Here is a 12,750-nt window from a genome sequence, read left to right on the forward strand (position 1 = left end):
GATGGCGAAGGGGGTCATCCTTCTGGCGGCAGGCGGAACCGGCGGACATCTGTTCCCGGCCGAGGCGCTGGCACATGAGCTCAAGACGCGCGGCTGGGCGGTACATCTGGCCACCGACGACCGCGCCGAGCGCTATGCCGGCAGGTTCCCCGGCGACGGCGTCCACGCTATCGCCTCCGCTACCTTCGGGTCGAGAAATCCGCTGACTGTCGCGCGGACCTTCTGGACCCTGTGGCGTGGATTCCGCCAGTCGTCCGCCCTGATCGCCCGGCTGAGGCCGAATGCGGTGGTGGGCTTCGGCGGCTATCCGACGCTGCCGCCGCTGTTCGCGGCGACGCGACGCGGTGCGCCAACGCTGATCCATGAGCAGAACGCGGTAATGGGCCGCGCCAACAAGGCGCTCGCGCCGCGGGTGACGGCGATTGCGGGGGGCTTCCTCAAGGCCTCCGGTCCCTTCTCGGCCAAGATCGTGGAGACTGGCAATCCGGTCCGGCAGGCGGTGCTCGACGTGGCCGGCAGGCCCTATGCCGTGCCCGAGCCCGGCGGACCGCTGCGGCTGCTCGTCTTCGGCGGCAGCCAGGGCGCGCGCTATTTTTCCGACACTGTGCCTGAGGCGGTGGCGGCGATGCCCAGCGCAATGCGCTCGCGGCTGAGCATCGTGCAGCAGGCACGCGGCGAGGACGAGGCGCGGGTGAGAGAGCACTACCGCGCTCTCGGCATCGAGGCCGAGGTCGCGTCGTTCTTCTCCGATCTGCCGGCGCGCATGGCCGCCGCGCATCTCGTCGTCTCACGCTCGGGCGCGTCGACGGTGCTCGAGCTTTCGGTGATCGGCCGGCCGGCCATCCTCGTGCCTCTTCCGCATGCCCTCGACGACGATCAAGGCCACAATGCACAGATCCTCGTCAATGCGGGGGGCGCGGTGATGCGGCGCCAGCCCGGCCTCGACGCGGCGGCGCTCGCAGGCGAGATCGTGGAGTTGCTGGGCGACGGCGACAGGCTCGCCGCCATGGCCTCGGCGGCCCGCTCGGTGCGAAGACCCGACGCGGCGCGGTTGCTCGCCGATCTGACAGAGGCTATTGCGTCCAGGAAATCCGTTTCGGAATTCAGGAAGGAGACGCACGCATGAAGATGCCACAGACGATCGGCCTCGTGCATTTCATCGGCATTGGCGGCATCGGCATGAGCGGCATCGCCGAGGTGCTGCACAATCTCGGCTACAAGGTGCAGGGATCCGATCAGGCTGACAGCGCCAATGTGCAGCGGCTGCGCGACAAGGGCATCGAATGCTTCGTCGGCCATCAGGCCGAAAACCTCGGCGAGGCCGAAGTGGTCGTCGTCTCCACCGCAATCAAGAAATCCAACCCGGAGCTGAAGGCGGCGAGAGAGAAGTTGCTGCCGATCGTGCGGCGCGCCGAAATGCTGGCCGAGCTGATGCGCTTCCGGCAGGCGGTCGCGATCGGCGGCACGCATGGCAAGACGACGACGACTTCGATGGTGGCGACGCTACTCGAAGCCGGCGGGCTCGACCCGACGGTAATCAATGGCGGCATCATCAATGCCTATGGCACCAATGCCCGCATGGGAGACGGCGAATGGATGGTGGTCGAGGCCGACGAGAGCGACGGCACCTTCCTCAAGCTGCCGGCCGAGATTGCCGTCGTCACCAATATCGACCCCGAGCACCTCGACCATTACGGCTCCTTCGACAAAGTGCGCGAAGCGTTTCGTCAGTTCGTCGAGAATGTGCCGTTCTACGGCTTTGGTGTGATGTGCACCGACCATCCCGAGGTGCAGGCGCTGGTCGCCCGCATCGAGGACCGGCGCGTCATCACCTATGGCGAAAATGCGCAGGCCGACGTGCGCTTCACCAATCACCGCATGGACGGCCCGACCTCGGAATTCGACGTGGTGATCCGCGACCGCAAGACGCACGGCCAGATAACGATATCAGGCCTGCGGCTGCCCATGCCCGGGCGCCACAATGTCTCCAACGCGACGGCGGCGATTGCCGTCGCGCATGAGCTCGGCCTTTCGGCTGAGGCAATCAAGAAGGGCCTGTCGTCTTTCGCGGGCGTCAAGCGGCGCTTCACCCATACCGGTTCGTGGAACGGTGTCGATGTGTTCGACGATTACGGTCATCATCCGGTCGAGATCACGGCGGTACTGAAAGCTGCGCGCAGCGCTACCAAGGGTCGCATCATCGCCGTTACACAACCGCATCGCTTCACCCGGCTGCGCGATCTGTTCGACGAGTTTTCCGTCTGCTTCAACGACGCCGATACGGTAATGGTGGCGCCCGTCTATGCGGCCGGCGAGGAACCGATCGACGGCGTCACGTCCGACGCACTGGTGTCGCGCATCCGCTCCGGCGGCCATCGCGACGCACGCTACATCGAAGGTCCGGCGGCGATTGCGCCGATCGTGCGCGAGGTGGCGAAGCCGGGCGATTTCGTCGTCTTCCTCGGCGCCGGCAACATCACCCAATGGGCCTATGCGCTGCCCAAGGAACTCGGCGGGACCATCTCATGATGCGCGGCCAGGCGTTGATCGAGAAGCTTGGCGACCGGCTTGCCGGACTGCGCGGCCGCATCACGCCCAATGCCGAGATGGACAAGATCACCTGGTTTCGAGCCGGCGGGCTCGCGGACGCATTGTTCCAGCCGGCCGACGAGGACGATCTTGCCACGTTCCTGAAGGCGGTGCCGGAGGAAATTCCGCTGACCATCGTCGGCGTCGGCTCGAACCTGCTTGTCCGTGACGGCGGCATTGCGGGCTTTGTCATCCGGCTTTCGGCCAAAGGCTTTGGCGAGACCGAAGTAATTGCGCCGACCACGATCAAGGCGGGCGCCGCGACACCCGACAAGCGCCTTGCGGCCGTTGCCTACGAGGCAGGCATCGGTGGCTTTCATTTCTACCACGGCATTCCCGGCGCCATTGGCGGAGCGCTGAGGATGAACGCCGGCGCCAATGGCGTCGAGACGCGCGAGCGCGTGGTCGAGGTGCGGGCACTCGACCGCAAGGGCAATGTTCATACGCTGAGCAATGCCGATATGGGCTATGCCTATCGCCATTCAGCGGCGCCGTCCGGGCTGATCTTCACGTCGGCGCTGCTCGAAGGCATTCCTGAGGACAAGGCGGCGATCAAGGCCGCGATGGATGCTGTCCAGAACCATCGCGAGACCGTGCAGCCGATCCGCGAAAAGACCGGTGGCTCTACCTTCAAGAATCCTGAGGGCACCTCGGCCTGGAAGGAGATCGACAAGGCCGGCTGCCGCGGCCTGATGGTTGGTGGGGCGCAGATGTCGCCGATGCATTGCAACTTCATGATCAACACCGGAACCGCCACGGGCTACGAGCTTGAATATCTCGGTGAGACGGTGCGTGCGCGCGTGCTCGAAAGATCAGGTATCCGGCTGCAGTGGGAGATCAAGCGCATCGGTAATTTTCGGCCGGGCCATGCCGTCCAGGAATTTCTCGGGCAGTTGCTTTAGGCAAGCTGACCGCCGTTGCCTTTCGGAGTCATGAATTCACATTTTGCTGCCGTTTTTGCGGAAAGTGAATCCATCGGAATCGTAAGCACTTGCCAGCGAATCAACTCTCTGATTCTCTGCCCTGAAGCGTTTCCTGATTTGAGTCGTTTCGACGCGTTACTCGCGTTTCCGTCTGGGGGGGCAACCTGCCGGGAGACTCGGACTCAATGTTGCGGAAACACGGGAGCGAAGTTGCTCGGGCGCATTTGAGTGCGCGCGATGCTTTTCGGGCCATGCATGATGGTGCAGGCCTGCTGTGAGAGGAAATGACGGGGAATGACAAGCAAGCACGTGGCCGTCCTTCTGGGGGGATTCTCGTCCGAGCGGCCCGTATCCCTGTCGTCGGGCAAAGCCTGCGCCGATACGCTGGAGGGGGAGGGCTACCAGGTCACCCGCGTCGACGTCTCGCGTGACATCGGCTCGGTGCTCGCCGAGCTCAAGCCTGACGTCGTCTTCAATGCGCTGCACGGCCCCTTCGGCGAGGACGGCACCATCCAGGGCATCCTCGAGTACCTCGCCATTCCGTACACCCATTCCGGCGTGCTTGCCTCGGCGCTTGCGATGAACAAGGAACAGGCCAAGAAGGTCGCCAAGGCGGCCGGCGTTCCGGTGGCGGAATCGAAGGTGGCCAATCGCTTCGCCATCCAGAACAAGCACCCGATGAAGCCGCCCTATGTAGTCAAGCCGGTCAACGAAGGATCGAGCTTCGGCGTCGTCATCGTGCATGAAGGCCAGTCGCATCCGCCGCAGATCATCGGCTCGTCCGAGTGGAGATATGGCGACGCGGTGATGGTCGAGCGTTATGTGCACGGGCGGGAATTGACGTGCGCGGTGATGGGCGATGTGGCGCTCGGTGTCTGCGAGATCATCCCGACCGGCCATTCCTTTTACGACTATGATTCAAAATACGTCGCGGGAGGATCAAAACACGAATGCCCGGCAAAACTTTCACCGAATATTTACCAAAAAATACAGACACTGGCACTCAAGGCTCATCAAGCTATCGGCTGTCGGGGCGTTTCCCGGTCGGACTTCCGTTATGACGATCGTCACTCCGAAAACGGCGAAATTGTCTGGCTCGAGGTCAACACCCAGCCGGGCATGACGCCGACGTCTTTGGTGCCGGAAATCGCCGCGCAAGCGGGACACTCGTTCGGCGATTTGTTGAGTTGGATGGTGGAGGACGCTTCGTGTCTGCGTTGAAGTGGGGACAGGGCAACGGGAAGGGCGCGGCCGGGCCGGCGCTGTTCGGCATGCCGTTGTCGTTCGACCATTTCGTGCTGCCGCGCCTGCTCCGCCGGCCGGTGCGCGTGCTGGCGCGCCTCGGCGAAGGCGACTTCGAAGCGCCGCCCTATTGCGCTGCCATGCTGTCGGCGGCACTGCTTGTTTCGAGCAGTGCCTATGGCGCCTATCTCGGCGGATATTCCGACGCCATCGTCCAGAGTGTCACCGCCCGCACCGGCTTTGCCGTCGACCAGGTCAAGGTCGTCGGCAACCGCGAAACGTCCGAGATCGATATTCTCGACAGGCTGGAACTCGACGGCTGGACCTCGCTGATCGGCTTCGATGCCGAAGCCGCGCGCGAACGCATCACCACGCTACCCTGGGTCGAAGCCGCGGCAGTGCGCAAGGTCTACCCGCATACGCTGGAAGTGCGCGTCGAGGAGCGCGAGCCGTTCGCGCTGTGGCAGCAAGGCAGCGCGCTTTCGGTCATCGAGAAATCCGGCACCGTCATTGCGCCATTCTCCGGCGGCAAACAGATATTGCTGCCGCTGATCATCGGCACCGGCGCACCGGCCAAAGCGCCGGATTTCCTAGCCAAGATCAAGAATTATCCGGAGCTCGCCGCGCGGATCAAGGGCTATATCCGCATCGGCGAACGGCGCTGGGACCTCAAGCTTGAAAACGGCATCACGATCAAGCTTCCCGAAGACGGTGAGGATCAGGCGATTGCCGACCTGGTCAGGATGGATCACGAGAACGGGCTTTTGACGCGCGACATCGCCGCCGTCGACATGCGCCTTTCCGATCGTCTGGTCGTCCAGTTGACGCCGGAAGCGGCGACACAGCGCCAAGCCGCGCTCGACGAAAAGCCCAAGATGCTGAAGCGCAAGCCGGAGACGAAGATATGAGCTGGCTTGGCGGCAATAGCGATGCCTCGTCGCGCCGGTCCGGCATCCTGACGGTGCTGGATGTCGGCTCCAGCAAGGTCTGCTGCGTGGTGGCCAAACTCAAGCCGCGCGACGATGGCAAGCTGCTGCGCGGACGCTCGCATCGCGTCCAGGTGATCGGCATCGGCCACCAGAAATCGCAAGGCGTGAAATCGGGCGTCGTCATCGATCTCGACCGTGCCGAGCACGCCATCCGTCTTGCCGTCGACGCCGCCGAACGCATGGCGGGACTGACGGTCGATTCGCTGATCGTCAACATGACTGCCGGCCGGCTGAAGAGCGAGGCTTTTTCGGCCACCATCAATCTCGGCGGCCATGAGGCCGACGAGGCCGACATCAAGCGCGTGCTTGCCGCCGGCGCCAAGCAGGCGTTGCGGGCCGAGCGCGAGGTGATCCATTCGCTTCCCGTAGCCTTTTCGCTGGATGCCGAGCGCGGTGTGCGCGATCCGCGCGGCATGGTTGGCGACCAGCTTGGCGTCGACATGCACGTGCTGACAGGCGACGCAGCGCCCTTGCGCAATCTGGAGCTCTGCATCAACCGCTCGCATCTGTCGGTCGAACGCATGGTGGCGACGCCCTATGCCAGTGGGCTTGCTGCGCTGGTCGACGACGAGCTCGAAATGGGCGCGGCCTGCATCGACATGGGCGGCGGCACGACGACGATCTCGGTGTTTTCGGAAGGCAAGTTCGTCCATGGCGATGCCATCGCGATCGGCGGCAACCACGTCACGCTGGATATGGCCAAGGGCCTGTCGACCTCGCTCGATGCCGCCGAAAGGCTGAAAGTGATGCATGGCTCGGCGCTGCCTGGCAGTGCCGACGACCGCGACCTGGTTTCCATCCATCCGATCGGCGAGGACGGCGAGGTGCCGTTGCAGATCCCGCGCTCGGTGATGACGCGCATCATCCGCGCCCGCATCGACGAGACGCTGGAATTGTTGCGCGACCGGCTGAACAAATCCGGCTACGGCAACGCCGTCGGCAAGCGTGTGGTGCTGACCGGCGGTGCCAGCCAGCTTGCCGGCCTGCCAGAAGCAGCACGCCGCATTCTCGGCCGCAATGTGCGCATCGGACGCCCGCTTGGCGTGGCAGGCTTGCCCGAGGCGGCCAAGGGGCCGGCTTTCTCGACCCCGGTCGGACTTCTGATCTATCCACAGATGGCGAGCTTCGAGAGCCGGCCGGCGAAGGGAATTTCCGGTCTTCGGATGACCGGAACAGGCGGAAAACTGCATCGAATGAGTCAGTGGTTGAGAGACAGTTTTTAATTTTGACGGGGACAGCCCCATAGGCGGCCGCGGCGGCGAAGCGGCGGGAAAGGCAAAGGACGAAGACAATGACCATCAATCTGCAGAAGCCGGACATCACCGAGCTCAAGCCGCGCATCACCGTGTTCGGTGTCGGCGGCGGCGGCGGCAATGCCGTCAACAACATGATCACCGCCGGCTTGCGCGGCGTCGAGTTCGTGGTGGCCAACACCGACGCGCAGGCACTGACGATGTCGAAGGCCGAGCGGCTGATCCAGCTCGGCGCGCATGTCACCGAGGGTCTCGGCGCCGGATCGCAGCCTGAAGTCGGGCGCGCGGCGGCGGAGGAATGCATCGATGAGATCATCGATCATCTCTCCAACACGCATATGTGCTTCGTCACTGCCGGCATGGGCGGCGGCACCGGCACCGGGGCGGCTCCCGTCGTTGCCCGCGCTGCCCGCGAAAAGGGTATCCTTACCGTCGGCGTCGTCACCAAGCCGTTCCACTTCGAAGGCCAGCGCCGCATGAAGACGGCCGACATGGGTATCGAGGAACTGCAGAAATGCGTCGATACCCTGATCGTCATTCCCAACCAGAACCTGTTCCGGCTGGCCAATGACAAGACCACCTTCGCCGATGCCTTCGCCATGGCCGACCAGGTGCTCTATTCGGGCGTTGCCTGCATCACCGACCTGATGGTCAAGGAAGGCCTGATCAATCTCGACTTCGCCGACGTCCGCTCGGTCATGCGCGAAATGGGCAAGGCGATGATGGGGACTGGCGAGGCTTCGGGCGAGGGCCGTGCAATGGCCGCGGCGGAAGCCGCCATCGCCAACCCGCTGCTCGACGAGACCTCGATGAAGGGCGCCAAGGGCCTGCTGATCTCGATCACCGGCGGCCGCGACCTGACCCTGTTCGAAGTCGATGAGGCGGCAACCCGCATTCGCGAAGAGGTCGACCAGGATGCCAACATCATTCTGGGCGCCACTTTCGACGAGGAACTCGAAGGCGTTATCCGCGTGTCAGTGGTCGCCACCGGCATCGACAAATCGGCGGCCGAAATCGCTGCCGCGCCGATCGCCATCCGCACGGCTCCGCCGAAGGCGGCCAGCCGCCCGGCGGCCCAGGTCACGGAAATGCGCCCGGCGCCTGTCCAGCAACCGATCTATGAACCACGTGCTGCCGACCCGGTCGCCGAGGCCATTCAGCTCGCCGAGGCGAATGCGGCAGCGGTGGCGCAGGCCCGCCCGGCACCGGTCGCGCATGCGGAAGACTTCCGTCCGCAGAGCAAGATCTTCCAGGCGCCTCCGGCTCAGCCGCAGCCGATGATGCAGCCAGCGGTTCAGCAAGCGATGCAGCCTGCTCCGCATCGTGAAATGCCGCAGCCGGTTGCCGCAGCACCCCAGCGCATGCCGCGGGTCGAGGATTTCCCGCCGCAGGTGAAGGCCGAAGTGGAAGCCAAGGCGCGCCCGGCCGACCACGAAAACAGCGGCCCGATGGGCTTGCTCAAGCGCCTGACCAACGGCTTGACCCGCCGCGAAGAGGAGCCTGCAAGGCTGCAGCCGGCGCAGCCGCGCGAACCGAAACTGCGCCAGGCGCCGGCGGAAGTGCGCCGCCTTGCCAGCCAGGATCCGCAGCTTTACGCGCCGCGCCGCGGCCAGCTGGACGAGCAGGGCCGACTGACGCCGCAGAGCCGGGCTGTCCAGGAAGACGATCAGTTGGAGATTCCCGCCTTTCTGCGCCGACAGGCCAATTGATCTGTTAACGGTTCGTAACAGTTGTTAACAGGCGAGCAGGAGACTGTTCGCCTGTTAACGTTAAAAACGATTTCAGAACAAGGACTTATGAGGCGTTCCCTCCCGGGACCGCAGTTACAAAGAGTAAGAAACCGTGATTTGGAGTCTCCCTGCGGGATCATTATCTTCGCCACCGACCAAAGTCGGTTTGCTGGGAGTCTCGGGGAAGTGGCCCTGCCTGCCGATCAATCAAGAGCCGCGCCCTCAGGGCAGATGAAGCGGACCTAGGCAGTACGGGCTATGGGGATTGTTTTGCACGACTATCAGACGACACTTAAATCGCGCGCGACGCTGACTGGCATCGGCGTTCACAGTGGCAATCCGGTCACCGTCCATTTCCTGCCGGCGGATGCCGATACGGGTGTCGTCTTCCAGCTTTCGAATGCAAGCGGAAGCCACGAATTTCGCGCGCTCGTCTCCGAGGTCGGCGCCACCGATCTCTGCACCATGCTTGGCGATCCGCAAGGCGAGCACATTGCCACGGTCGAGCATCTGATGGCGACGCTTTTCGGGCTTGGAATCGACAATCTCGTCATCGAAATCGACGGCCATGAGGTGCCTATCCTCGACGGCAGCGCAGTGATGTTCGTCGAGGCCATTGACCAGGCAGGCATCGAAACGCTGCCGGTCAAGCGTCGCTACATCAGGGTGGTCAAGCCGGTTCGCATCGAGAACGGAGCCTGCTGGGCGGAGTTCAGGCCCTATGACGGCACGCGCTTCGAGATCGAGATCGATTTCGAAAGTCCGGCGATCGGGCGCCAGCTTTTTGCATCCGACATGAACGCCGACATTTTCCGCCGCGACGTCGCGCGGGCCCGCACGTTCGGTTTCATGAAGGACGTCGAGCGGCTGTGGGCGGCCGGCTATGCGCTCGGCTCCTCGTTGGAAAACTCCCTGGTGATCGGCGACGACAACCGCGTGATCAACATGGGAGGCCTGCGCTATCCCAACGAGTTCGCGCGCCACAAGACGATGGATGCGATGGGCGACCTGGCGCTCGCCGGTGCCCGGTTCATCGGCTGCTTCCGCTCCTATCGTGGTGGCCACAGGCTGAACGCGGCTGCGCTGCGCCGTCTCTTGTCGGACCGTTCGGCTTTCGAGATCGTCGAGACGACGCGCCGCGAGCGCGGGCGTACCGCGGAGATGAGCGCCGTCAACGCACCCCTCTATGCGCCCTGGATGATCTGATTCTTAAGGTCTTACGGCCCACATTGCGGTCAAGCTGTGTTGCATGGATGCATCACCGGCCGGCCAAATTACACAGCTTTCCAGGTGGCGCCAAACCGCCACAAAAATGTGCGATTGGCCGGGGATAGCGTTGCCGGGCAAGGCAATTATGGTTTATGGCTGCTGCCGTCGACTGAAATGACGCCGAAAGGGCGGAATCCAAACATGTTTTTCAAGCGAGTTGGTCAATCGAAGGCGCTGCGGCGGGCTGTTTTCCTGGCGCTTTCGGTGGTCGTTCCATCGCTGTTTCTGTCGGCCTGCATGTCGTCCGAGAAGGACGTCGATCTGTCGACCTATGTCGATCAGACCGAGCCGGCCGACGTGCTCTACAATCAGGGTCTCGCCAATCTGAATGCCGGGCGACTGCAGGAGGCAAGCCGCAAGTTTGACGCCGTCGACCGCCAGCATCCATATTCCGAATTCGCCCGCAAATCGATGGTGATGGGTGCCTTTGCCGACTACCGTCAGGGCAATTACGATGAGGCGATCGGTTCGGCCAAGCGCTACCTGACCCTGTACCCGTCGACCGACGATGCAGCCTATGCCCAATATATTATCGGGCTGAGCTACTACCGCCAGATCAAGGACGTCACCCAGGACCAGAAGGAAGCGCGTCTTACCGTGCAGACGATGCAGGACCTCGTGACGCGCTGGCCCACGTCCGAATATGCCGACGACGCCAAGGAGAAGATCCGCTTCGCCAACGATCAGCTCGCCGGCAAAGAGATGCAGATCGGCCGCTATTATCTCGAGCGCCGCGAATACATCGCAGCCGTCAAACGGTTCCGCAACGTGGTGGAGAACTATTCGAACACACGCCATGTCGAGGAGGCGCTGGCGCGTCTGACCGAGAGCTACTATGCGATGGGGCTAACGTCGGAAGCGCAGACCGCTGCGGCCGTGCTCGGCACCAACTATCCCGACAGCCAGTGGTACAAGGACTCCTACAAGCTCCTGCAGAGTGGTGGGCTCGAGCCGCGCGAGAATGCCGGATCGTGGATCTCCAAGGCCGGGAAGCTGATCACCGGCGCCTGAGCGGCGCGTCACCATGCTCTCCAGGCTGTCGATCCGCGATATCGTTCTGATCGAGAAGCTGGACATCGACTTCTCGTCCGGCCTTTCGGTGCTGACCGGCGAAACCGGCGCCGGAAAGTCCATCCTGCTCGACGCCTTGTCGCTGGCGCTTGGCGCCCGCGGCGACGCCTCGCTGGTGCGGCATGGCGCGGCACAAGGCCAAGTCATCGCCGTGTTCGACGTGCCGCGCAATCACGCGGCTCGCATGCTGCTTGCCGAGAATGCCATCGAGTACGACGGCGACATTATCCTGCGCCGCGTCCAGACGGCTGACGGCCGCACGCGCGTGTTCGTCAACGACCAGCCGTCCAGCGTGACGCTGATGCGCGACATCGGCCGTGCGCTGGTCGAGATCCACGGCCAGCATGACGAGCGCGCTTTGGTCGATCCCGGCGCCCATCGCGAGTTGCTCGACAGTTTCGGCGGTCATCTGGGTGCCGCGCGGGCAACCGGCGAGGCGTGGCGGCATTGGCGTACCTGTGAGCAGGAATTTTCACGGCACGGGGCCAAAGTCGAGGCAGCTGCCCGCGAGGCCGATTATCTGCGTGCGGCGGTCGCCGAATTGACCAGGCTCGATCCGCAACCGGGCGAAGAGACCGAGCTCGCCGAACTGCGCGCCTCGATGATGCGTGCCGAAAAGATCGCCTCGGAAATCCACGATGCGCAGGATGTGCTCTCGGGCCCGTCCTCGCCCTTGCCGCAGTTGGCCAGCCTGCTCAGGCGGCTGCAGCGCAAGGTGACGGAAGCGCCCGGCTTGCTCGAGGATGTCGTCAAGTCGCTCGACGAGGCGATGCTGTCGCTCGACGCGGCGCAGTCGGGCGTCGAAGCCGCACTGCGCGCCACCGAATATGATCCGCAGCGGCTGGAGAAAGCCGAGGAGCGGCTGTTTTCGCTGCGTGCCGCGTCGCGCAAGCACAGCGTCGCCGTCGACGACCTGGCACAATTGCGTGACACCATGGCGGCCGACCTTGCCGATCTCGACGCCGGCGAAGAGCGCCTGCATGCGCTGGAGACACAGGCTGCAGCGGCGCGCCAGGCCTATGACATTACGGCGGCCCAGCTGTCGTCGCTTCGCCATGCGGCGGCCGTCGGGCTGACCAAGGCGGTAATGGCCGAACTGCCGGCGCTGAAGCTCGAACGGGCCGAGTTCATCGTCGAGATCGCAAGCGATGCCGAGAGCCGCATGGAAGAAGGCATCGACCAGGTCGAGTTCTGGGTGCGCACCAACCCCGGCACCAGGCCCGGCCCGATGATGAAAGTCGCTTCCGGCGGCGAGCTTTCGCGCTTCCTGCTGGCGTTGAAGGTAGCACTCGCTGACCGGGGCTCGGCGCCGACCTTGGTCTTCGACGAAATCGACACCGGCGTCGGCGGTGCGGTTGCCGACGCCATCGGCCAGCGGCTGGCGCGGCTGGCAAAACGCGTGCAGGTGCTTTCGGTCACGCATGCACCACAAGTGGCGGCGCGCGCGGCGACGCATTTCCTGATCTCCAAATCGGGCGGGGCCGACCGGGTCTCGACCGGCATCGCCGAGATGGACCGGGCGGCGCGGCAGGAAGAGATCGCACGCATGCTCGCCGGCGCCACCATCACCGACGAGGCGCGCGCGGCGGCCGAGCGGCTGCTGCGGGAGAACACCGCTGCAGCCTAGAGCGGTTCATCGTTTCACGGAAACGCCGAACCGCTCTACTTCTTTGTTTTGCGCAAT

The 12,750-nt window shown here is 64.0% G+C and carries 10 protein-coding genes; all 10 read left to right on the forward strand.

Going from position 1 to position 12,750, the window contains the following annotated elements; translation table 11 throughout:
* Window position 1 precedes the first annotated feature (1 nt).
* The 10 genes from murG to recN all read left to right on the forward strand — a co-directional run bounded on the left by murG (window position 2) and on the right by recN (window position 12,693).
* Complete coding sequence (gene murG, locus NKI67_RS24720; RefSeq protein WP_352456167.1) at window positions 2-1,126, forward strand: undecaprenyldiphospho-muramoylpentapeptide beta-N-acetylglucosaminyltransferase; 1,125 nt, start codon at window positions 2-4, stop codon at window positions 1,124-1,126.
* Window positions 1,123-2,529: a UDP-N-acetylmuramate--L-alanine ligase gene (gene murC, locus NKI67_RS24725; protein WP_352456166.1), complete on the forward strand. Its 1,407-nt coding sequence runs from the start codon at window positions 1,123-1,125 to the stop codon at window positions 2,527-2,529. The genes murG and murC overlap by 4 nt, the downstream gene beginning before the upstream one ends.
* Entirely contained in the window at window positions 2,526-3,491 is a 966-nt protein-coding gene (murB, locus tag NKI67_RS24730; RefSeq protein ID WP_031211769.1) for a UDP-N-acetylmuramate dehydrogenase, read from the forward strand. Before murC ends, murB begins: the two co-directional genes overlap by 4 nt.
* A gap of 315 nt (window positions 3,492-3,806) precedes the next feature.
* The gene (locus NKI67_RS24735; RefSeq protein ID WP_023676761.1) at window positions 3,807-4,733 is read left to right on the forward strand and encodes a D-alanine--D-alanine ligase; all 927 of its coding nucleotides are present in this window, start codon (window positions 3,807-3,809) and stop codon (window positions 4,731-4,733) included.
* Complete coding sequence (locus NKI67_RS24740) at window positions 4,721-5,662, forward strand: cell division protein FtsQ/DivIB (RefSeq protein WP_023676760.1); 942 nt, start codon at window positions 4,721-4,723, stop codon at window positions 5,660-5,662. The genes NKI67_RS24735 and NKI67_RS24740 overlap by 13 nt, the downstream gene beginning before the upstream one ends.
* Window positions 5,659-6,966, forward strand: coding sequence for a cell division protein FtsA (gene ftsA, locus NKI67_RS24745; RefSeq protein ID WP_023676759.1), 1,308 nt, complete (start codon window positions 5,659-5,661; stop codon window positions 6,964-6,966). The genes NKI67_RS24740 and ftsA overlap by 4 nt, the downstream gene beginning before the upstream one ends.
* A 68-nt stretch (window positions 6,967-7,034) precedes the next feature.
* A complete protein-coding gene (ftsZ, locus tag NKI67_RS24750) occupies window positions 7,035-8,705 on the forward strand; it encodes a cell division protein FtsZ (protein ID WP_352570480.1) in 1,671 nt (556 codons plus the stop codon).
* 279 nt (window positions 8,706-8,984) lie between these two features.
* Window positions 8,985-9,932 (forward strand): UDP-3-O-acyl-N-acetylglucosamine deacetylase, encoded by a 948-nt coding sequence (lpxC, locus tag NKI67_RS24755; RefSeq protein WP_254818982.1) that lies wholly within the window; start codon window positions 8,985-8,987, stop codon window positions 9,930-9,932.
* Between the two features lie 204 nt (window positions 9,933-10,136).
* A complete protein-coding gene (locus NKI67_RS24760) occupies window positions 10,137-11,006 on the forward strand; it encodes an outer membrane protein assembly factor BamD (protein WP_023676756.1) in 870 nt (289 codons plus the stop codon).
* Between the two features lie 13 nt (window positions 11,007-11,019).
* Window positions 11,020-12,693, forward strand: coding sequence for a DNA repair protein RecN (gene recN, locus NKI67_RS24765; RefSeq protein WP_352570479.1), 1,674 nt, complete (start codon window positions 11,020-11,022; stop codon window positions 12,691-12,693).
* Window positions 12,694-12,750 lie beyond the last annotated feature (57 nt).

This window comes from Mesorhizobium sp. M0408, from assembly GCF_040321495.1.
Taxonomy (GTDB): Bacteria; Pseudomonadota; Alphaproteobacteria; order Rhizobiales; family Rhizobiaceae; genus Mesorhizobium.